This window comes from Janibacter limosus NBRC 16128 (assembly GCF_001570985.1).
Lineage (GTDB): Bacteria > Actinomycetota > Actinomycetes > Actinomycetales > Dermatophilaceae > Janibacter > Janibacter limosus.
In genome coordinates this window covers 1-21,557 of record NZ_BCSS01000040.1, presented here as the reverse complement: position 1 = coordinate 21,557, position 21,557 = coordinate 1, and the positions used below count along the sequence as shown (strand labels likewise).

The window sequence follows — 21,557 nt, the reverse complement described above, 5'->3', positions numbered from 1 at the left end:
CAAGGAGCTCACGACGTGACGACGCTCGCCCTGCTGTCCACCTCCGACACCGACCTGCTGAGCGCGCGCAGCGCTGGCGTCGACTACGTGGTCGCCAACCCCGCCCGTCTCACCGGCGAGCAGATCGCCGCACGCGTCGCGGGCGCCGACATCGTGGTGGTCCGTTACCTCGGCAGCCCCCAGGGGCTGTGGGAGGGCTTCGACGAGCTGCGGACCGCGAGCGCCCCGCTCGTCGTGCTGGGGGGCACCCAGGAACCCGACGCGGCACTCATGGAGCTCTCGACCGTGCCACCCGGTACCGCCGCGGAGGCCCACCGCTACCTCGCCGAAGGAGGCCCGACCAACCTCGCCCAGCTGCACGCCTTCCTCGGCGACACCCTGCTGCTCACTGGCGAAGGCTTCGAGGCGCCGGCAGCGTTGCCCCAGTGGGGCGTCCTCGAGCGGGACGAGCCGGCGGCCCTCGACACCGCCGCCGGCGACTCCACGACCCGCCGCCCGCGCGTCGGCGTCCTGATCTACCGGGCCCAGTACGCGGCCGGCAACACCGACTACGCCCACGCGCTCGCCGACGCGATCGACGCGGCCGGAGGCCAAGGCGTCGTCATCCACTCCGCCTCCCTGCGCGACGCCCCCGACGGGCTCCTCGAGCACCTCGGCACCCTCGACGCCCTCGTCACCACCGTGCTCGCGGCCGGCGGGACCAAGCCCGCGACCGCCTCTGCCGGTGAGGACGACGAGGCCTGGGACGTCGAAGCCCTCGCTGCCCTCGACATCCCGATCCTGCAGGGCCTCTGTCTCACGTGGGGCCGCCAGGACTGGCTGGACTCCGACGACGGGATGAGCCCGCTCGACGTCGCCACCCAGGTCGCAGTCCCCGAGTTCGACGGTCGCCTGATCACGGTTGCCTTCTCCTTCAAGGAGTTCGACGACGAGGGCCTGCCGCACTACGTGGCCGACCCCGAGCGCGCCGCACGGGTGGCCGGCATCGCGGTCAACCATGCCCGCCTGCGTTCCACCCCCGTCGCCGAGCGCAAGATCGCGGTCGTCCTGTCCGCCTACCCGACCAAGCACTCCCGCCTCGGCAACGCCGTCGGTCTCGACACCCCCGTCTCGACCATCCGGCTGCTGCGCGCGATGCGCGAGGCCGGCTACGACATCGGTGACGGCTTCATCGGCATGGACCCGCTCCCTTCGGTCGAGGGCGAAGCACCCGACACGACATCGGGCAATGCCCTCATCCACGAGCTCATCGCCGCCGGCGGCCAGGACGAGGAGTGGCTCACCCAGGAGCAGGTCGAGGGAGCGCAGGTGCGCATCCCCGCCGATCGCTACCGCGAGTGGTTCGAGCGTTTCCCGGCCGACCTGCGCGAGGCGATGACGGAGCACTGGGGCGCAGCGCCCGGTGAGGTCTTCGTCGACACGACCCGCGACGCGCACGGGGAGATCGTCACCGCCGCCCTCGTCCGCGGCAATGTCGCGCTGCTCGTGCAGCCGCCACGCGGCTTCGGGCAGAACCCGATCGCGATCTACCACGACCCCGACCTGCCGCCGACCCACCACTACCTGGCGACCTACCGCTGGATCGAGGAGGAGTTCGGCGCGCACGCCATCGTCCACGTCGGCAAGCACGGCAACCTCGAGTGGCTCTCCGGCAAGAACCTCGCGATGTCGCCCGCCTGCGGCACCGACGCTGCGCTGGGCAACCTGCCGCTGATCTACCCCTTCCTCGTCAACGACCCCGGCGAAGGCACCCAGGCCAAGCGCCGCGCGCACGCCACGATCGTCGACCACCTCGTCCCGCCGATGGCCCGCGCCGAGTCCTACGGCGACATCGCCCGTCTGGAGCAGCTGCTCGACGAGTACGGCAATGTCACCGCGATGGACCCGGCCAAGGCGCCGGCCCTGCGTGGCGAGATCTGGCAGCTGATCCACGCCGCGCAGATGCACGTCGACCTCGGGCTCGAGGACGTCGACCTCGACGACGCCGATGGCTTCGACGACCTCGTCATGCACGTCGACGGCTGGCTCTGCGAGATCAAGGACGTGCAGATCCGCGATGGGCTGCACGTCCTCGGCCAGGCGCCGCAGGGCGAGGAGCTCGTCAACCTCGTGCTGGCCGTCCTGCGCGCCTCGCAGGTCTTCTCCGGGCAGGTCGGCTCGGTCCCCGGCCTGCGGGCGGCGCTCGGTCTGGCCGAGGACGCGTCCTCCACCGAGACCGACGAGATCGAAGGGAGAGCCCGTCACCTCGTCGAGGGGCTCGCCGCCCGAGGCTGGGACCCCTTCGCCGCGACGGGCCTCGTCGCCGAGGCCGAGCCGGACCTCGACGCCGATCGCGCCGCGGAGGTCGCCCGGGTCCTCGAGTTCGCCGCCCTGCAGGTCGTACCGCGCCTGGCAGCGACCGACCGCGAGCTGACCATGGTGCTGCACGCCCTCGACGGTGGCTATGTCCCCGCGGGGCCGAGCGGATCCCCCCTTCGCGGGCTGATCAATGTGCTGCCCACCGGCCGCAACTTCTACTCCGTCGACCCCAAGGCGATCCCGTCCCGGCTGGCCTACCAGACCGGCACGGCGATGGCCGACTCCCTCCTCGAGCGCTACCGCGAGGAGACGGGCGAGCTGCCCACCTCCGTCGGGCTGTCGATGTGGGGCACCTCGGCGATGCGCACCTCCGGTGACGACATCGGTGAGGTCCTCGCGCTGCTGGGTGTGACGCCGGTCTGGGACGAGCAGTCCCGACGCGTCACCGGTCTCGAGGCCATCCCACTCGCCGAGCTCGGGCGCGCCCGCGTCGACGTCACCGTGCGCATCTCCGGGTTTTTCCGCGATGCCTTCCCGCACGTCATCGCCCTCATCGACGATGCCGTCGAGCTCGTCGCCGGCCTCGACGAGACGCCGCAGGACAACCCCGTCCGCGCGCACACCGCCGTCGACCTCGCTGACCACGGTGACGAGCGGCGCGCTCGCACAAGGATCTTTGGCTCCAAGCCGGGCAGCTACGGCGCCGGCATCCTGCAGGTCGTTGAGTCGGGCAACTGGCGCAGTGACGACGACCTCGCGCAGGTCTACACGGCCTGGGGCGGCTTCGCGTACGGCCGTGACCTCGACGGCAAACCTGCCGCCGAGGACATGGAGCGCACCTACCGGCGCATCCAGGTGGCGGCGAAGAATGTCGACAACCGCGAGTCCGACATCCTCGACTCGGACGACTACTTCCAGTATCACGGGGGCATGGTCGCGACCGTGCGCGCGCTGACCGGCACCGAGCCCAAGGCATACGTCGGCGACTCGACCTCGCCCGACGCGGTGCGCACCCGCACGCTGCAGGAGGAGACCAACCGCGTCTTCCGCTCGCGCGTGGTCAACCCGCGGTGGATCGCGGCCATGCAGCGGCACGGGTACAAGGGAGCCTTCGAGCTGGCGGCGACGGTCGACTACCTCTTCGGCTTCGACGCCACGGCCGGGGTCGTCCACGACTGGATGTACGACCGCATCGCCAAGGACTACGTCCTCGACGAGACCAACCAGGACTTCATGCGCCGGGCCAACCCGTGGGCGCTGCGGGGGATCGTGGAGAAGCTCACCGAGGCCGCCGACCGCGGGTTGTGGGAGGAGCCCGATACTGAGGTCATGCGGGCGATGCAGCAGGTGTACCTCGACATCGAGGGCGACCTGGAGGACGACGAGTGAGCGACGAAGGGGGCCGGGACCGCTATGCCCGGCCCGTCCCGACGATCGGTGACACCAGCAGTGCCGCGCAGCGGCGCGAGGACCCGTCGGGCTGGGCGATGGGGGAGTCCGTCACCGAGGCGCTGGCTGCGGTCATCGCCGGACGACGCGACATCCGCCGCTATCGTCCCGACGCGGTCCCGGAGGACCTGATCACCTCGGTGCTCGAGGCCGGTCACCGTGCTCCGAGTGTCGGCCACTCCCAGCCGTGGCGCTTCATCGTCGTCACCGATCCCACGACCCGTGACCGGGCCGCCGCGATGGCCGACCGGGCCCGGGTCGACCAGGCCGCGCACCTGGCCTCCGAGCGCGCCGCAAGGATGCTCGACCTCAAGCTCGAGGGCCTGCGCGAGGCACCCGTCGGCATCGTCGTGGCCTGCGACCGCCGCACTCCCGCAACGGGTGTGCTGGGTCGGGCGACCTTCCCCGACGCGGACATGTGGTCGTGCGCGACCGCGATCGAAAACATGTGGCTCAGCGCCCGCGCCCACGGCCTGGGCATGGGGTGGGTGACGCTCTTCGACCCCGACGAGCTGGCCGACCTGCTCGGCCTGCCCGACGGTGTCGTCACGCTTGGCTGGTTGTGCCTCGGCTGGCCGGACGAGCGACCGCCGTCACCGGGTCTGGAGCGCGCTGCCTGGTCGAAGAAGACCCCGCTGGACCAGGTGGTGCTCCACGACCGCTGGCCCGCCGACGAGTCGGCTCCGCAGCAGCCGGTCTCGCACCTGCGCGGCCCCGAGCCCGACCGTCTCGTCGGCGCGACGGACGCGGCCGACGAGCTGCTGTCCCCGCCGGACTCGCTCGGTGTCCTCGACCGGGCCCTCAACCGGGTGCTTGCCGTCGGCGCCCACGACGTCACGGGCGGCACCCTCGTGCTGGCCGGTGCGGACCACCCGGTGACCCATCTCGGCGTCAGTGCCTTCCCCGCCTCGACGACGGCGGACGTGCTCACCGCGACCGTGGCCGGGGCCTCCCTCGGCGCAGCGTCCGCTGCCGGTGCTGGACTGGCGGTCATCGCCGCCGACTGCGGTGTGTCACAAGCGATCCCGGGCGCACATGATGCTCGGCCCGCGGGGGAGCGGGGTGACCTCGCGGCGGCCGACGCGATGAGCGACACCGACGTCGCGGCACTCGTCGCTGCCGGGCGCGAGATCGGTCGCGAGGCCGCGGCCAGCGGGCTCGTCTGCCTCGGCGAGGTCGGTGTCGGCAACACGACCGTCGCCGCGGCCCTGGCCTGCGCCCTGCTCGACCTCGAACCCCAGGACGCCGTCGGCCTCGGCTCCGGCTCGGACGCCGACATGGTCGCGCGCAAGCGCGACGTCGTCGCTGCTGCGCTGGCCCGGACCAAGGGTGAGTCAGACCCCCTTCGCCTCCTCGCGAAGGTCGGGGGTCCCGAGATCGCCCTGCTCACGGGGGTCACCCTCGGTGCTGCTGCCGCAGGCGCCCCGGTGGTTCTGGACGGACTGGCGGGATCACTGCCGGGCGTCATCGCCAGCCGGATCGAGCCGGCGACGCAGGCCTACCTGCTTGCCGGTCAGGTCAGTCGCGAGCGCGCCCATGCCCTCGTCCTGCGCGAGCTCGGCCTCGAGCCCCTGCTCGACCTGCGGCTGCGCTCCGGCGAGGGCGTCGGTGCCTGCCTCGCCGCCTCGATGGTCCTGCAGGGCCTGGCCATCCGCCGCCTGGCCGCCCGCACCCGCTGAAGCGACCTCACGGTCGGGCGTGCGCACCCGGCATGACACCGGGTGGCAGCCTCCCCCAGTCGTCCCACAGCGAGGACGGGAGCATCGCGACTGACAGGTCGATGCGCAGGGTCGTGACGTCGAGCCACCAGTCGACGAAGGCGGAGTCCACGAAGAGCAGGCACGCGAAGGTGCTGTGCGAGGTCCCACCGAAGCCGAGCAACCGGCTCCCGGAGCGTGAGAACACCTCGTCCATCGCGCTCTCGCGCTCGGTGTCGGTCAGGTCCTGGGGACCAGGGAGCCTCTCGGATGCGGTGAGCACCACGGGCGGTGCGTCGTGATCATGGATGACGGAGGTTGGCCTCGCCGGCGTGATCCCGAAGCCGTCCCAGAGACCGGCGACGCGCCCCAACCCGGGCGTGAGGTTCTCGCCCGTCAGCGGGACTCGGCCACCCTCGACACGGCCGGAGAGACCGAATCCCTGATGAACCCATACCGACGGGCTCTCTCCGCCGGTGAGCTCCCCGGAGACGACCACCTCGTGGCCGGGCGTGATGACGCAGCGGCGTGCCGCTGACTCCGCTGTCACCTGATCAGTCCAAGACCCTCATGGCCCACTTGCTCTCTCCGGAGCGCAACACACAGGTATAGGAACTGATGCACGACTGATACGCAGGTGGCTCGTAGCACGGCCCCCCCTCGAGGCGCGGCCCCTATGCTTCGGGACCCGTAGACCGGGATGGTAGAAGGGTCGTTGTCCGACGTCAAGGATTCTGCCTGCTGCACGATCCCACTACTCACGCAAGCCTTCCGCCGGTATGGACCGGCGCGGATGCGGACCCAAGGGCGTAGACGTCCATGACCCAACCGTGCCTCTCGCGCAGCCGGGCACGCAGCTCGACGATCTCGTCGATGACGTCGGCGAGCCGCCCGGAGCGCAGCTCCTGCTGCGGCATGCCGACGTAGGCGCCCCAGTGGATGACCGTGTCCGGATGGGTGGCCGCGAGCTCGCGGCAGTGCAGGTGGCCGTCGAGCATGACGACGACGGTGCCGAGTGACAGGTCGGCAGCCTCCGCACGGGTCCACTCGTCGACGAGTCGGCGTCCTGTCGTGACGTGGATGGGCTCCCCGACGCGGTGCAGCACGATCCCGTGCGCCGCAGCCAGCGTCTGGAAGGCGGAGATCCCGGGGATGACCCGCACCGCGGTCGCGATGCGTTCGCCGATCGCGTCAACGATGCGGATGGTGCTGTCGTAGAAGGCGGGATCACCCCACACGAGGAAGCCCACGACTGCCTCGTCGGGCAGCTCCTCGATGATCCCTACGTACGCGTCGGTGCGGGCGGCGTGCCAGTCGCGCACTCCCTGCGCGTACGCCGCCGAGTCACGGTCTGCATCAGGACCACGCTTCGGGTCCGGCACGGTGACGAGCTCGTACGCGCGCTCCGTCGGGATGAATCGGTCGCAGATCGCCCGGCGCACCGCGACCAGCTCGTCCTTGGCCCCACCCTTGTCCGCGACGAGGAAGACGTCGACCTCGGCCAGTGCAGCGGCCGCCTCGGCCGTCACGTGCTCGGGGGAGCCGGCGCCGATACCGATGACGTGGATGCGACGAGTGGCGTTGCTGCTCACCGGGATTCCTTCGCGAGGGAGATGATGGCGTCGACATCGACGTGGGTCTCGAGGGCGTCGGCGAGGGTGTCGATCATGCCTTCACGACGACGGGCGAAGGGGGCCGCCCCCGGCTTCGCGGACCACGTCGACCCGGTCATCGCGGCCACGTCGGCGAGCAGTGCTCGGCGGTAGTCGTCGCACTCCAGGGTGCCGTGCCAGATCGACCCGCGCACGGCGCCCACGGCGTGCCCGCCGGGGAAGTCCTCACCGCCGGTCGGCGCGACGACCCCGTGGTGGATCTCGTAGCCGTCCACCTCATGGCCGCGCCATGCACCGCTCGGTCGCGCGAGCACCTTGTCCTCGTGGAAGACGACCCGACCGGGCAGCAGGCCGAGGCCGCGGACGGTTGTGGGAGAGGTGGACTCGCCCCCTTCGATCCCGTCGTCGACGATCTCGTCGAGCAGCATCTGGTACCCGCCGCAGACCCCGAGCACCGGCGCACCGCGACGGGCGCGGTCGAGCACGATGTCCGCCAGTCCGGTCCGTCGCAGCCACGCCAGGTCGCAGATCGTCGCCCGGGACCCGGGCAGCACGAGCAGGTCCGCCTCGCGCACGTGGTCGGCGTCGACGGTGACCCTCACGTCGACCCCCGGCTCGGCGGCCAGCGCGTCGACGTCCGTGCCGTTGGACGTGCGCGGCAGACGGACGACGGCCACCGACAGCCGCCGGTCGGCCGGGACGCCGTCCTCGACGTCACCCCAGGCGCCCATCGACAACGAGTCCTCGGAGTCGAGCCACACGTCCTGGAGCCACGGCAGCACCCCGAGGCTCGGCATGCCCGTGCGCCGGCTGATCTCCTCAAGGCCCGGCTCCAGCACGGAGGCGTCCCCCCGGAACTTGTTGATCAGGTAGGCGCGCAGCAGCGGCCGGTCCTCGTCCGAGACGAGCGCCCACGTGCCGTAGAGCGCCGCGAGTACCCCTCCGCGGTCGATGTCCCCGACGAGCACCGTGGGCAGCGAAAACTGCTGCGCCAGACCGAGGTTGACGTAGTCGCCAGCGCGCAGGTTGATCTCGGCGGGGGAGCCGGCACCTTCGCAGACGATCACCTCGTGCTTCCCGGCGAGCTCCTCGTAGGCGGCAAAGGCCGCCTCCGCCAGGTGGCGACGCCCCGTCGCGTACTCGCCGGCCATCAGCTCGCCGGCCGGCCGCCCGCGCACGACCACGTGCGCCCGCCGGTCGCTGCCCGGCTTGAGCAGGACCGGGTTCATCGCGGACGTCGCCTCGACACCCGCGGCCTGCGCCTGCAGGTACTGCGCGCGCCCGATCTCGGAGCCGTCACGGCAGACCATCGAGTGGTTGGACATGTTCTGCGCCTTGTAGGGCGCGACCGAGATCCCGCGCCGGGCGATGACTCGACACAGCCCCGTCACGACGAGCGACTTGCCCGCGTCGGAGGAGGTCCCGGTGATCAGCAGTCCGCTCACGAGCCGCCACTCTACGGTTCGCCGATAGCGTGGGCGGCGTGAGCCCGACACACGTACACCTCATCCGTCACGGTGAGTCGACGTGGAACCGTGACGGTCTCGTCCAGGGCGCCCACCGGGGCCCCAACCAGGCGGTGCTCACCGACGAGGGGCGGGCTCAGGCCGCCCGAGCGGGACTCGCCCTCAGCGCCCTGACAGGACCGCCGCGGCGCGAGCACTCCCTCGACCTGTGGACCAGCGACCTGGTGCGTGCCCTGCAGACCGCCGAGATCATCTCCGTCGCGCTGCGCCCCCTGCGGTGGAGCGCCTCCGTCCGGCACGAGGCGGGTCTGCGGGAGCAGGCTCTCGGTGAGCTGGAGGGGCAGCGGTCCGACTCCCTGCGCGCGCAGTCGGTGCCGGACGACACGCACATCAGCGAGGTGCGCTGGGGCGGTGGTGAGTCGATGCAGGACGTCTACGAGCGAGTGGGCGAGTGGTTTGCCCCCGCCCTCATCGAGCAGCCCGAGCGCCTGGTCGTCGTCAGCCACGAGCACACGATCCGGGCGGCCCTGGCCTGGCTGCGCTCCACATCGCACCGCGACATCGACTGGGACGAGCCGATCGCTCCCGGCTCGATCACCACGCACTCCGTCGTCGACTAGGGGCAGGTCTCCAGCCGATCTGCTGTGTCGGGTCCGTATCGGTGACCGTTGCCGTCGGGCACGTCGAGCGACCCCACGAGGTCAGCTGCCTCGTGCACGGCGCTCAGCACCGGCACCCACGGTCGGCCGTCGCCCGGTGGGAGCAGGAGGTCGCGCGGCGAGGCGTGCACGACGGGGTCGTCGTCGTTGGCGACCGCGGCCTCCCGCGGCAGGCCCACCCGGTGGTCGCCCGGCGTGCCCGTCCACAGCACCGAGCAGACCTCGTGCGCCCGGCGTGTGTCGGGTCCACCGAAGATCGCCTGACCGGCGCTCGCCCCGAGGCTCTCCCCGTACACGTGGACCTGCGGGCGCTGGTCCACAGGCAGCTCCCGCACCCGCTCGGTGACGGCGTCGAAGACCTCACGTGTCCCCGCCACGGCCTGGTCCCGGCGGAAGAGATGGGAGACCCAGCTCGGAGCGTCGTCGTACTGCATCCCCACCGTCGCCAGCTGCGAGCCGAAGCGTGCCTCCAGCCCGGCCACGACCTGCGGGTTGATCCATCCTGATCCCGTCGGGACCGCGATGACGACGTGCTCCCGCTCCAGACCGCCCACCTGCACCAAGTCGTCGGCGGCGCGCTCCGCACGCTCGGCCGGGACCTCCCCTTCGCGCATCTCGGCATAGGCACGCACGGCGCCCACGGGGGATGACTGCAGCAGTACCCGGTCCTCCGGCGAGGTGCCGGCACCGTGCACCGGTCCGCCGGAGAAGACCGCCGTCGAGGCCATCGCGACGACCATGGCCGGGCGCCAGGCGGTACGTCGCCGCGACCACCCCCAGCGAAGGGAGCGGACCGCCAGCCACGCAGCCCCCACCACGGCGCCCACCGTCAGCCACCAGGTCAGGTCGGTGGGTGGCAGCCCGATCGCCAGACGCCTGGCGGAGAGGGCTGGTTGCGCCCAGCCGAGCGTCGCGAGGACCATGGCCAGCACGCCGGCCAGCGCCCACGAGCGGCACCGCGCGACGAGCCGCGCCGTGCCGGGACGCAGCGCACGCACCAGGAGCACGCTGCCGCCGACGAGCACCGCCGTCAGACCGCCTTGCAGGACGGGCCCGTGGGGCAGGTGCCCGGGGGCGATGCTCACCGCGAAGCCCGCCACGGCGGCGGCCGCACCGGAGACCCGGGGCGCGAGGCCGGACACGCGCACCGCCACCCGCGACCAGTCGATCCTGCGCCGCAGCCGCACCCCACCGAGCGCGAGCGTCCCTGCAGTGCCGACGAGGGTGAGCGCGCCCGCACCCGTCACGCTGCGGGACAGGGCGTCCTCCGGCAGCGGAGTCGAGTCGTGCTGCCGCAGCGAGTTGACCCGGACGAAGAAGCCGGCGATGTCCGCCCACGCAGAGCACCACCCGTGAGAGTTCCCCTGACGCCCGTCGCACGACGCGCGAGCAGAGGCGACGAGCTGCGCGTCGAGCTGCTGCCTCGCCGCGGCGGGGAGAGCGCCACCACTGCGCGCGGCGTGCCGCAGCAGGTCGTACCCCAGGTCGTGCTGCCGGCACGGGCCCTCGAACTCCGGCGGGAGCGGCACGGGGGAGGAGCACGAGCCGGTGGGGTTGACCAGACGGTCGCCCTCGAGGCGAGGCGCGTACCCGAGGTCGGTGACGAAGTCTGCGGGCACGGCGCCCGCTGCTCGGTCCGCCGGACGGCTCGTCAGCGCGGCGACCGCCGCGCTCGACCCGGGGTCAGGCACCGCCGCAGGCGGTCTGCCCGCCATCATCAGAGCCGCCCAGAGCATGGCAGCGAGCAGGGTCAGCAGAGCGGTGCGGGCGAGTGCAGTGGTCATGGGGCGAACGTCGCCGTCGGCCACCGCGTGCCACATCACCCGCCGGAGCCGTCCTGAGGTGGCCGTCAGGGGCCACCCCACCGCCGGGGTACTACCTCAGGGTGACCTCGGATGGCTCCGGAGTATGACGACGAGATCCCCGCCGGTCCGTAGCCTGAGCCCATGCCCAGGAACCCGAGACCCTCCCGTCAGCGGATGGGTGTGGGTCGAGCCCTGCGGCAGAGTGGCCGAGGGCTCCGGTGGTTGTCCCGGGGAGCACGGACCCATCCCGACGTCGCGACGACTCTGCTCGCCGTCCTGATGTTCATCATCGGCTGGTCGACGATCGAGGAGAGTCATGTCGTCACCGCCTCGGTGATGCCGCTCCTCGCGGCGATGTCGGTGGCGCCGCTGCTCATCATGCGGCGGGCCCCCTTCGTCGCCTGGGCGGTGAGCGTCCTCGGGGCGCTCCTGTGGATCCCGCTGCCACGCCTGGACACCGCGCCGATGCCGTGGCCCGTGGTGCACTTCCTCGTCCTGCTCGTGGCGATCCTCGTCGCCGCGGTCTTCGCCGAGCTGCGCCTGGTCGCCGCGGTCCTCGCTGGCTCGGTCCTGCTCTTCCTCGTCGCGATGCCGATGGGGATGAAGGCCTGGGCGCTCGGCGCCGCGATCGTCATCGCCTTCGGTCTGCTCGCGCGCTGGCTGCTCCTCTCCCGCCGACAGCTGGCGGAGCAGGAGGAGACGGCCGAGGTCGAGCGGGCCCGTCGCGCCGTCGTCGAGGAGCGCAGCCGCATCGCCCGCGAGCTCCACGACGTCGTCGCCCACCACATGTCGATGGTGGTCGTGCAGGCGCAGACGGCCCCCTACCGCGTCGCCGACCTCACCCCGGAGGCGAAGGGGGAGTTCGTCGCCATCGAGGAGTCGGCCCGTGCCGCGCTGCAGGAGGTCCGGGGCGTGCTCGGGGTGCTCCGCGAGGAGGGCGCGGCCGTGCAGACCGCCCCCCAGCCGACGCTCGCCGACCTGCCCGCTCTGCTCGAGTCCTCCCGCTCCGCGGGCATGGACCTCTCGTGGCACCTCGGCCTGCCCCCCGAGGACTGCCCCCCGGGGACCGGGCTCGTCCTGCACCGCGTGCTTCAGGAGTCGCTCGCCAACGCCAGCCGGCACTCGCCCGGCGCGAGCGTGCGGGTCGATCTCGTGCGCGTCCACCCGGCCGACGGGCCCGCTGGTGCCCTGCTCACCGTGGGGACCTCCCCTTCGTCCACCTCCGGCACGGCCGAGCGCGGCGGCGGCAACGGCATCCCCGGCATGCGGACCCGGGTGGAGGCCGTCGGCGGCACCCTCACCGCAGGGCCGACCCCCGAGGGTGGCTTCGCGGTGACCGCGAGCGTGCCGCTCGCCGACCGTCCGCGGCTGGGAGAGTAGGCGCATGACGATCTCGGTGGTCATCGTCGACGACCAGGCGATGGTGCGGCAGGGCTTCGGCGCGCTGCTCGATGCGCAGCCGGACATCAGTGTCGTCGGCGAAGCCGCGGACGGGGCCCTCGGTGTCCGCGAGGTCGCCCGACTGGCACCCGATGTCGTCCTCATGGACGTGCGCATGCCGGAGGTCAACGGGCTCGAAGCCGCTGCGACGATCCTGTCCTCACCGAGTCCCACCCGGCCCCGCGTCCTGATGCTCACGACCTTCGACATCGACGACTACGTCTACGAGGCGCTGCGTCTGGGGGCGAGCGGCTTCATGCTCAAGGACGCGCCCGCCGAGGAGCTGGTGCGCGCGGTGCGGGTCGTCGCGGCCGGGGACCAGCTGCTGGCCCCGAGCATCACCCGGCGGCTGATCGAGGAGTCCACCCGGCGTCGCGGCACCGTGCCCCGCCGCTCGCCCCGGCTCGAGCAGCTCACCGCTCGCGAGCACGAGGTCCTGGGGCTCATCGCGGCCGGGCTGTCCAACGCCGAGATCGCCGGCCAGCTCTTCCTCGCCGAGCAGACGGTCAAGACGCACGTGTCGCGGGTGCTCACCAAGCTGGCGCTGCGCGACCGGGCCCAAGCGGTCGTCTTCGCCTACGAGCACGGGGTCGTCGTCCCGGGGCAATAACCGCGGCCTCCCCGGCGTTGACCGAGGCAGACCACTCGCACACGTCAGGAGCGCACATGAGCGTCAGCACGTCCACCGGCAGCGTCATCGAGATCGGCCACCCGTGGCGTGGGGTCGGCCCCTTCCTCTTCGCCGTGCACCACCTCGACGCCTACCCGCGCGGCGATGCCGACATGGGTCCCGCCGAGGACATCTCCGACCGCCCGCTGGGGCAGGACTTCGGCAACCCGTCGGGCTGGAACATGTACCACGGTGAGCAGGTCCCGGGCTTCCCCGCGCACCCGCACCGCGGCTTCGAGACGATCACGCTGGTGCGTCGCGGCGTCGTCGACCACGCCGACTCCACGGGCGCGACGGCCCGCTTCGGTGGGGGCGACGTGCAGTGGGTGACCGCGGGTCACGGCGTGAGCCACTCCGAGATGTTTCCGCTGCTCGAGCAGGACGCGGACAACCCCTTCGAGCTCTACCAGATCTGGCTCAACCTCCCGGCCCGCAGCAAGGGCGTCGACCCGGAGTTCACGATGCTCTGGCACGAGGACATCCCGGTGCTCGAGCACGACGGTGCACGCGTGACGGTCGTCTCCGGTGCCTACGAGGACCTCGCCCCGTTGGACCCGCCCGTGGCCTCCTGGGCGGCGGACCCGGCCTCCGACGTCGCCGTCTGGCTCGTCGACCTCGTGCCCGGCGCCTCGATCACGCTGCCGGCCACCCGCCGGGCCGAGACGCAGCGGCTGCTCTACGTGCACGGCGAGGGCGGTGTCGACATCGACGGCAGCGCGGTCGCCTCGGGCACGGGCTGGGCCCCGGTCGCCGGTGCGCAGCCGACGATCACTGCCGGCGACCAGCCGTCGGTCGTCCTCGTCCTGCAGGGCGTCGACCTCGGTGAGCCGGTCGCGAGCTACGGTCCCTTCGTCATGAACACCCAGGCCGAGATCGTCCAGGCCTTCGAGGACTACCAGCGCACCGAGTTCGGTGGTTGGGGCTGGGACAGCCGCTCGCCGGTGCACCCGCGCGAGACCCCGCGCTTCGCCACCTACGGCGACGGACGCACCGAACACCCGGGCGCCTAGCGCAGCTGGGCCGCCAGCTCGTCGGGGTCGGTGACCGGTCGGTCGCAGACGAAGCCGTGGCACACGTACGCAGCCGGCCGCCCCTCGACCAGCGGGCGGTCCGCGAGCAGCGGCTCGCCGGGCGCGTCCGGTGAGCCGCTGACGATGACCAGGCCGGGGGAGGAGCACGCCTCCGCCACCTGACGAAGGGGGCCGCCCTCCCCTTCGCCGACGATCGCCACCTGCAGCGGGCCGGTGAGCATCGCCTCGGCAACGGCCAGGCCCCACCCGGCAAAGCGCGGGTCGTGGGTGATGATCCGCGACTGGGAGGCGACGGCTTCCTCTGCGAGAGAGCGGTGCTCGGTGTTGCCGGTGAGGGCGGAGTGCGTCAGGAGTGCCCCGGCGATCGCGGAGACACCCGCCGGCTCGGCATTGTCGGTGCGCCCGCGGGGGCGGGTGATCAGGGCCTCGCCGTCGTGCGCCGTGTCGTGCCAGCCGTCCTCGCCGTGGAAGGCGTCGATGGCCAGCCCGATGATCTCGCCGGCGCGGGTGAGCCACGTGGTGTCGCCGGTCGCCCGGTGCAGCGCGAGCAACCCCTCGGCCAGGTTGCCGTGGTCGTCGAGCACGGCAGGCGCGTCGCCGACCCGGCCGGCCAGTGACGTGCGCCGGAGCCGACCGTCGATGAGGTGGGTGTCGAGCACGAGCTGCGCCGCGGCGCGAGCGGCCTCGACCAGCTCGGGCCGTCGCAGCGTGACGCCCGCGTCGGCGAGCGCGGCGATCGCCAGACCGTTCCAGCTCGTCACGACCTTGTCGTCGCGCGCCGGCTGCGGGCGCTCAGCACGGGTGTCCAGCAGGCGCACCCGGACGTCCTGCCACCAGGCCGGGTCATCGGGGTCGGTGAGCAGCTGCAGCGTCGAGGCACCCTCCTCGAAGGTGCCTTCCGGCGTCACCTCGAGCAGCTCGGCCGCACGGTGTCCGTCTGCCTCGCCGAGGACCTCGACGAGCTGCGCCGGTGTCCACACATAGGTGGCCCCCTCGATGCTGTGCCCGTCGATGACGGTGTCCGCGTCGAGAGCGGAGGCGAAGCCCCCTTCGGCCGTGCGCAGGTCACGCAGCAGGAAGTCGGCGGTGGAGCCGGCCACGCGGGCCGCGAGCTGGGAGCCGGTCTGCCGTGCCCAGTGCGCGTAGACGCGCAGCAGCAGCGTGTTGTCGTAGAGCATCTTCTCGAAGTGGGGGACCACCCAGTCGGCGTCGACGCTGTAGCGGGCGAAGCCGCCCGCGAGCTGGTCGTGGATCCCACCTCGCGCCATCGCCTCGAGGGTGCGCTCCGCCATGGCGAGCGCGTCCGCGTCGTCGGTGCGCGCGTGGTGGCGCAGCAGGTGCTCCAAGGTCATCGACGGCGGAAACTTGGGCGCGCCACCGAAGCCGGCGCGAGCGTCGTCGAAGGTCTTGCGCAGGGAGTGCACCGCCAACGCGACCTGCTCGTCCTCGATCAGTGCGCCACGCCCGGGGTCGGCGATGCCGGCCAGCTGGGAGGCGATGCTCGTCGCGCTCGCGGTGAGCCGCTCCCGGTCCTCGCGCCAGGCGGTGCCGGCCGCGTCGAGCAGTTGCATGAGCTGTGGCTTGGGCAGGTAGGTCCCCGCGAAGAAGGGCTCACCGTCGGGGGTGATGAGCACCGTCATCGGCCACCCGCCCTGCCCGGTCATCGCCTGGGTCGCGAGCATGTAGACCGCGTCGACGTCAGGGCGCTCCTCACGGTCGACCTTGATGCTCACCCACCCCTGCGCCAGGGCCGCAGCGACCTGCTCGTCCTCGAAGCTCTCGTGCGCCATGACATGGCACCAGTGACAGGCCGCGTACCCGACGGACAGGAAGATCGGCACATCCCGCCGCCGCGCCTCGGCGAAGGCCGCGTCGCCCCACTCCCACCAGTCGACCGGGTTGTCGGCGTGCTGGCGCAGGTAGGGGGAGAGGCTGTCGGCGAGTCGGTTGCCCATGCCCCCACGCTCTCACCTGAGCGCGGCGTCGATCCGGAGGGCTGGCGTCGATGCCCGAGGTTGGCTGACGACAGATCGTCGGCCAACCCTGCAGATCGCCGCCACCGCACCCCTGTGGACAAGCCCATGCACCGCGCGACCACCCCTGCGCACCATGTCGGTATGGACTCACGCATCCGCACGACTCTCACGATGGGTCGCGGCGCCACCTCCGCCAAGAGACTGGCCGCCATCGGCATCAGTGGTGCTGAGATCGCGCGCGCAGCCAGAGCTGGCGACCTCGTCCGGATCCGACGCAATGCTCTCGTCGACGGAGAGCTGTGGCGCGCAGCCAAGCCGTGGGAGCGGCACGAACTGCGCGCGAGGGCCGTGATGGCGGGGCTCCCCAAGGGGCACTCCGTGGCGCTGAGCCACCACAGCGCCCTCGCGCTCCGAGGTGTCTCCCTGCACGGGGTCGATGACCGGGTGCACCTGGTCCATGTGGGCGCGGGGCGCGGTCGATCAGATGGTGTGGTTGTCGGTCACCGACCCGTGGCCGAGGATCTCGTCGAGGTCCACGAGGGGCTGCGCATCGTCACTCCGGCTGTCGCCTGTCTCCAGGTGGCGGCGCAGTCCGGGGCCGAGGCCGCACTCGTGAGCGCCGACCACGCGCTGCACAGCAAGCGCATCACCCACCAGGACCTGAAGGCAGCGTTCGCTGCGTTCGCGCCCGGCCGGTGGTCACGCGCTCCCTTCCAGATGTCTCTCCTCGCTGACGCCCGGATCGAGTCAGCAGCCGAGTCCCGGGCACGGTGGGCCTTTCAGATGCTGGGCTTTCGCCAGCCGACACCGCAGGTACGCATCTACGCCGACGATGGCGAGTACGTAGCGCGCGTCGACTTCCTGTACGAGGAACTCAAGCTGATCATCGAGGTCGATGGCATGGACAAGTACCAGAGCCGGGCGGACCTGATCGCCGAAAAGTTGCGTGAAGACCGTCTGCGCGCGCTGGGCTACGAGTTCGTGCGCCTGACCTGGGCCGACCTGGCCGACCACCTGGTCGTTCGGCGCAAGGTGCTCGACGGCGTCGCGCGGGCCGAGGCCCGACGGCAATCACGTGGGTTGGCGTCGATTCCTGAGGTTGGCTGACGACAGGTCTTCGGCCAACCCCGCGCAACGACGCCAGGCGCGAAGGGGGTCGCCCGAGGCAGCCGACCACGTCGGCTCAGTCGCCGAGCGCCTTGATCAATGCGATCGCACGCGAGACCTGCTCGGCGTCGCCGTCCTCGCTGGCCCAGACCGCGCCGACCACGGCGCGCAGCGCGCTCACTGCCTGCACGAGTCCCTGATCCAGCCCGGAGACCTCGCAGACCACCTCGACCCGCCGCCGCACCGACCAGCGCAGCGAGGCGCCGGTGCCCATCTCCTCGACGCGGTTGGTCAGCAGGGGAGCGACCTCCCACGCCGGATGGCCCGTGATCGGCTTGGGGTCGATCGCGACCCAGTCGGTGCCGTCGGACAGGACAGTGCCGTAGTGCAGGTCGCCGTGCAGCAGCCGCTCCCCACCGAGATCCCCCAAGGAGCGAAGGGTGCCCCTCGCCTGCTCCACGTACCTCCGGGGCAGCCCGGCAGCGGCAGGACGCGACAGGGTCTCCTCGACCCACGGCACGAGCGCCGGCACCTGCGGCAGCGGTGCGACGTGCAGATCCGGGTAGAGCCCCGCGACGATCGCGACGGCTTCCTCGTCCCACTGGTCCGTCAGGTCCTGCGTGGTCAGGCGCTCGAGCAGCAGCACGGAGCGGCGCGGGTCGGCCCGCAGCAGTCGCACGGCTCCGCGCCCGTCCCAGGCGCGCAGGGCCAGGTGCTCTCCGTCGGCCTCGCGGTGCGGCCAGCCGAGCTTGAGGGCCGCCGACCCCTCGGGCCCACGCACGGGCAGCACGAGTGCGCAGTGACCGGTCATCGCCTCACCCTCGACCGTCAGCTCCCACGTCCCGAGCACGTCGACGAGCAGGTGGGGGAGGGCCGCGACCCAGTCACTGCCGGAGGGGCCCGCTGCGGCAGGGAGCGTCGAGATGTGTGTGACGAAGCCTGCAGGCACGAGGGCTGCGGCGTCCTCGACCCTCACGGCTGGTGCTTGCCGTCCCCGTACAGCGTGGGGACGTCCTGGCGGAACTGCGTGCCGGAGATCTCCTCGGCGGTGACCATCCACTGGGTCACCTCGAGGGCAGCGTCGCGGTCGGTGTCCAGCCGGGCGAAGCAGTCGGCGTAGGCGGCCTGCAGCCGGATGAAGCTGCCGATCACCCAGTCGCGTCCCGCTGTCCCGGTCACGTCATCTGGCCGGTCGTACCCGAGGGCCAGCGGCTGCACGGCGTCGCCGGCAGCGGTCGTCTGGCGGATGCCCAGCCGGCGCAGCTCCTGGCTGGCGGTGAGCGCCGCCTTGGCCACGGCGCCCGTGCTCTGCTGACCGGCCACGACCTCGAGGGCGTACATCGTCGCCCGGGTGGCCTCCAGTGCGGTGGCGGCCACGGCGCCGGCGGTCCAGGCGCCTGTCCCGGGGTCGGTCCACAACGCGGCCTTGGCGCCGATGGGGGACAGGATGCGCTGCGTCGCGGTGAGCTGTCCGACGAGTCGCAGCAGGCCCGATCCGCACTCGCGCACCGACGCCTCGAAGGCCGCGGCGACCTCTGCCGGGGAGGTCGGCGAGGCCGCGTCGGCGAGCACGGTGTCGGGGACCTGCGCGTCGGTCAAGGCGGTGTGCAGCAGGTCTGCCCGCTGCGCAGAGTGCGCGACATCACTGGACTCCAGGGCGCCCAGGACCGCAAGCAGGGCCGACTCGCCGGGGATGGGCTCGCGCCGCGGGACGAAGGGGATGTCCGGCGCGTCGTCCTCGAGGCGGACCCCGCAGCCGGCGAGGGCCGTCGCGGGGAGCGTCAGGGCTGCGGTGAGCAGGAGGCGGCGGCTGGGACGGGCGGGCACACCACCGATCTTCGCATGTCACGGTGCGCGTCGATCATGACTAGAGTGGCGGGCTAGCACGGCAACTCCACACGGAAGGCTTCCCATGGCTTTGGACCACGACATCCTCGAGCAGGTGTCCAGCGCGTTGGGTGACGACTTCACCGTGGCCGCTGTGACCGTGACCCCCGCCGGCAAGCGTCGTGTCGCCCGCATCACCGTGGAGCGACCCGTGCAGGACGCGGTCGGCGACACCCCGATCGAGGCCCTCACGCTCGACGAGATCGCTGACGCGACCCGGCTCGTCAGCGATGCCTTGGACACGAGTGAGGTCCTGGGCAGCCAGCCGTACACCCTGGAGGTGAGCACCCCCGGCACCGACCGTCCGCTCACCGAGCCGATGCACTTCCGCCGCGCCGTCAGCCGCCTCGTCGAGCTCACCCTCGCCGATGGACCCCTCACCGGCCGTGTCCTCGCGACGACGGCCGACGGGGTCGACCTGCAGGTCGCGGGCACCAAGCAGCAGGGGCCGCACACCGAGCACATCTCTTTCGCCGACATCACCAAGGGCGTCGCCCAGGTGGAGTTCAACCGACCCCAGAGCGCACCCGACGCCGACGAGACCAAGGACTGACCATGGACATCGACATCCACGCCCTCAAGGCACTCGAGCGTGAGCGCGAGATCCCCTTCGACATCCTCGTCGACGCCATCGAGGCGGCGCTTCTGGGCGCCTACCACCGCACCGAGGGTGCCTTCAAGAACGCGCGTGCCGAGCTCGGTCGCAAGGACGGGCACGTCGTCGTGTGGGCCCGTGAGGAGACCCTCGTCGAGGAGGAGATCCCGGTCGAGGTCGAGGAGGGGGAGGACCTGCCTCTCGACGACGAGGGCAAGCCGCTGATGCGCACCCGCACCCGCCGCGAGGTCGGTCCGGAGTTCGACGACACCCCGAGCAACTTCGGCCGCGTCGCGGCCGCGACCGCCCGCCAGGTCATCACCCAGCGCATGCGTGACCTCGAGGACGAGGCCGTCATGGGCGACTTCCGCGGGCGTGAGGGCGACATCGTGGCCGGTGTCGTCCAGCAGAGCTCCAACCCGCGCAATGTCCTGGTGGACTTCGGCACGGTCGAGGGGATCCTCCCTTCGGCCGAGCAGGTCCCCGGCGAGGTCTACAACCACGGCGACCGGATCCGCGTCTACGTCGTCTCGGTCAAGCGCGGCATGCGCGGGCCGGAGATCGGCCTGTCGCGCACCCACCCCAACCTCGTGCGCAAGCTCTTCGCGATGGAGGTGCCCGAGATCGCCGACGGCTCGGTCGAGATCGCGGCGCTGGCCCGCGAAGCCGGTCACCGGACCAAGATCGCCGTCCACACCAAGATCCCCGGCCTCAACGCCAAGGGCGCGTGCATCGGCGCGATGGGCGCCCGCGTGCGGGCCGTGATGAGCCACCTGCAGGACGAGAAGATCGACATCGTCGACTACTCCGAGGACCCGCAGAAGTTCATCGCCGCGGCCCTCTCGCCCTCCAAGGTCGAGTCCGTGACCATCGTCGACCCCAAGCTGCGCTCGGCGCGCGTCGTCGTGCCGGACTACCAGCTCTCGCTGGCCATCGGCAAGGAGGGGCAGAACGCCCGTCTCGCGGCCAAGCTCACCGGATGGCGCATCGACATCCGCCCGGACACCGCGCCGGAGACGAGCGGGGGCGTGGCCGCCCCCGGTCAGCCGGGCGCGTGACCGAGCCGGGCCCGGCAGGGGCTAGACTGGACGACGTTGACCGGACTGGACTCCAGTCCGACGACGCCCCTGCTGGTCCCATCCGGACCTGCATCGGGTGCCGGGGACGGGATAGCCGGTCGACACTGCTGCGCATCGTCGTGGTGACGGACGACCGTGGGGAGACCACGGCCGCGCCGGATCCACGCAAGTGCTTGCCGGGTCGTGGGGCATGGCTCCATCCCGACATCGCCTGTCTGGACCTCGCCGTCCGGCGGCGGGCCCTCTCCCGAGCCTTCCGGCAACGGGTCGAGGGAACCGACGCCCTTCGTGCTTGGCTCCAGAGCGTGGGCAGCAGCCAGCAATGACGACCAAGTTCGCAGAAGCAACCGAGAGCGGGTTTGACGCTGATGAGCACCCGATGAGTACTCAGCAATGAGCATTCACCTCAACTGACGACGGTCCGCGCCTTCATCCGGTACGGACCAGATGAAGGAGAAACGTGGCTAAGGTCCGTGTCCACGAGCTCGCCAAAGAGCTCGGGGTTTCCAGCAAGGCCCTCCTCGCCCACCTGGGCGACATGGGGGAGTTCGTGAAGTCGGCGAGCTCGACGATCGAGGCGCCGGTCGTGCGTCGGGTGAAGGACAACCCGCCCGCCGCCGACCCCAAGGCCAAGAAGGCAGCGGCCACGCCGGCTCCTGCCGGCAAGCCCGGTCCCAAGGCTCCCGCGACGCCGGCGGCTGACCAGCCGTCCGCGCCCACCCCCGGTCCTACGGCCCCGTCGGCAGCCCCGACGCCCGGCCCCAAGGCCGCCACCCCGGGCCCCA

Annotated in this window: 18 protein-coding genes; 11 read left to right on the top strand and 7 right to left on the bottom strand. The window is 71.9% G+C overall.

All coding sequences use genetic code 11. The features are described 5' to 3' along the window. The first annotated feature begins 15 nt into the window (after positions 1-15). Both cobN and bluB read left to right on the top strand, forming a co-directional pair. The gene (gene cobN, locus JLI01S_RS13415; RefSeq protein ID WP_068265470.1) at positions 16-3,687 is read left to right on the top strand and encodes a cobaltochelatase subunit CobN; all 3,672 of its coding nucleotides are present in this window, start codon (positions 16-18) and stop codon (positions 3,685-3,687) included. Beyond that, positions 3,684-5,426 (top strand): 5,6-dimethylbenzimidazole synthase, encoded by a 1,743-nt coding sequence (gene bluB / locus JLI01S_RS13410; RefSeq protein WP_068265467.1) that lies wholly within the window; start codon positions 3,684-3,686, stop codon positions 5,424-5,426. The genes cobN and bluB overlap by 4 nt, the downstream gene beginning before the upstream one ends. Positions 5,427-5,433: 7 nt before the next feature. Here bluB and JLI01S_RS13405 read toward each other — a convergent pair whose 3' ends face one another. The 3 genes from JLI01S_RS13405 to JLI01S_RS13395 all read right to left on the bottom strand — a co-directional run bounded on the left by JLI01S_RS13405 (position 5,434) and on the right by JLI01S_RS13395 (position 8,502). Then, positions 5,434-5,994 (bottom strand): hypothetical protein, encoded by a 561-nt coding sequence (locus tag JLI01S_RS13405; RefSeq protein ID WP_068265465.1) that lies wholly within the window; start codon positions 5,992-5,994, stop codon positions 5,434-5,436. A 208-nt stretch (positions 5,995-6,202) separates the two neighbouring features. Next, on the bottom strand, positions 6,203-7,036 hold the full coding sequence (cobF, locus tag JLI01S_RS13400) for a precorrin-6A synthase (deacetylating) (protein ID WP_068265464.1): 834 nt from the start codon (positions 7,034-7,036) through the stop codon (positions 6,203-6,205). Continuing rightward, a complete protein-coding gene (locus JLI01S_RS13395) occupies positions 7,033-8,502 on the bottom strand; it encodes a cobyric acid synthase (protein ID WP_068265462.1) in 1,470 nt (489 codons plus the stop codon). Before JLI01S_RS13395 ends, cobF begins: the two co-directional genes overlap by 4 nt. A gap of 38 nt (positions 8,503-8,540) precedes the next feature. Here JLI01S_RS13395 and JLI01S_RS13390 point away from each other — a divergent pair, with 38 nt between their 5' ends. Beyond that, on the top strand, positions 8,541-9,143 hold the full coding sequence (locus JLI01S_RS13390) for a histidine phosphatase family protein (RefSeq protein ID WP_169797333.1): 603 nt from the start codon (positions 8,541-8,543) through the stop codon (positions 9,141-9,143). Here the strand turns inward: JLI01S_RS13390 and JLI01S_RS13385 are convergent. Beyond that, positions 9,140-10,966: an alpha/beta-hydrolase family protein gene (locus tag JLI01S_RS13385; RefSeq protein WP_169797332.1), complete on the bottom strand. Its 1,827-nt coding sequence runs from the start codon at positions 10,964-10,966 to the stop codon at positions 9,140-9,142. The two genes, JLI01S_RS13390 and JLI01S_RS13385, sit on opposite strands and share 4 nt — an antisense overlap. A gap of 162 nt (positions 10,967-11,128) precedes the next feature. Here JLI01S_RS13385 and JLI01S_RS13380 point away from each other — a divergent pair, with 162 nt between their 5' ends. From JLI01S_RS13380 to JLI01S_RS13370, 3 genes are read left to right on the top strand one after another with little or no spacing between them, the layout of a single operon-like run. Next, positions 11,129-12,367 carry a sensor histidine kinase gene (locus tag JLI01S_RS13380; RefSeq protein WP_084349429.1) on the top strand — a complete coding sequence of 413 codons (1,239 nt, stop codon included), beginning with the start codon at positions 11,129-11,131 and terminating at the stop codon, positions 12,365-12,367. A gap of 4 nt (positions 12,368-12,371) precedes the next feature. Beyond that, a complete protein-coding gene (locus JLI01S_RS13375) occupies positions 12,372-13,037 on the top strand; it encodes a response regulator (RefSeq protein ID WP_068265454.1) in 666 nt (221 codons plus the stop codon). A 56-nt stretch (positions 13,038-13,093) separates the two neighbouring features. Beyond that, positions 13,094-14,107: a pirin family protein gene (locus JLI01S_RS13370; protein WP_068265452.1), complete on the top strand. Its 1,014-nt coding sequence runs from the start codon at positions 13,094-13,096 to the stop codon at positions 14,105-14,107. On the opposite strand, the gene JLI01S_RS13365 is transcribed toward JLI01S_RS13370, so the two are convergent. Next, complete coding sequence (locus JLI01S_RS13365; protein ID WP_068265450.1) at positions 14,104-16,083, bottom strand: thioredoxin domain-containing protein; 1,980 nt, start codon at positions 16,081-16,083, stop codon at positions 14,104-14,106. The genes JLI01S_RS13370 and JLI01S_RS13365 overlap by 4 nt on opposite strands. A gap of 162 nt (positions 16,084-16,245) precedes the next feature. Between JLI01S_RS13365 and JLI01S_RS13360 the strand changes: the two genes are divergently transcribed. Continuing rightward, complete coding sequence (locus JLI01S_RS13360; protein WP_068265446.1) at positions 16,246-17,211, top strand: type IV toxin-antitoxin system AbiEi family antitoxin; 966 nt, start codon at positions 16,246-16,248, stop codon at positions 17,209-17,211. Between the two features lie 76 nt (positions 17,212-17,287). On the opposite strand, the gene JLI01S_RS13355 is transcribed toward JLI01S_RS13360, so the two are convergent. Both JLI01S_RS13355 and JLI01S_RS13350 read right to left on the bottom strand, forming a co-directional pair. Further along, entirely contained in the window at positions 17,288-18,187 is a 900-nt protein-coding gene (locus JLI01S_RS13355) for an aminoglycoside phosphotransferase family protein (protein WP_068265444.1), read from the bottom strand. Next, the gene (locus JLI01S_RS13350) at positions 18,184-19,038 is read right to left on the bottom strand and encodes a hypothetical protein (RefSeq protein ID WP_068265442.1); all 855 of its coding nucleotides are present in this window, start codon (positions 19,036-19,038) and stop codon (positions 18,184-18,186) included. Before JLI01S_RS13350 ends, JLI01S_RS13355 begins: the two co-directional genes overlap by 4 nt. 85 nt (positions 19,039-19,123) lie before the next feature. Here JLI01S_RS13350 and rimP point away from each other — a divergent pair, with 85 nt between their 5' ends. The 4 genes from rimP to JLI01S_RS13335 form a co-directional block, all read left to right on the top strand. Beyond that, a complete protein-coding gene (rimP, locus tag JLI01S_RS13345; RefSeq protein WP_068265440.1) occupies positions 19,124-19,651 on the top strand; it encodes a ribosome maturation factor RimP in 528 nt (175 codons plus the stop codon). A 2-nt stretch (positions 19,652-19,653) separates the two neighbouring features. After that, positions 19,654-20,751, top strand: coding sequence for a transcription termination factor NusA (nusA, locus tag JLI01S_RS13340; RefSeq protein ID WP_068265438.1), 1,098 nt, complete (start codon positions 19,654-19,656; stop codon positions 20,749-20,751). Next, a complete protein-coding gene (locus JLI01S_RS16760) occupies positions 20,673-21,098 on the top strand; it encodes a YlxR family protein (RefSeq protein WP_084349428.1) in 426 nt (141 codons plus the stop codon). Before nusA ends, JLI01S_RS16760 begins: the two co-directional genes overlap by 79 nt. 134 nt (positions 21,099-21,232) lie before the next feature. Further along, positions 21,233-21,557 (top strand): translation initiation factor IF-2 N-terminal domain-containing protein (locus JLI01S_RS13335; RefSeq protein ID WP_174521324.1); only part of this gene is annotated, 325 nt, incomplete at its 3' end.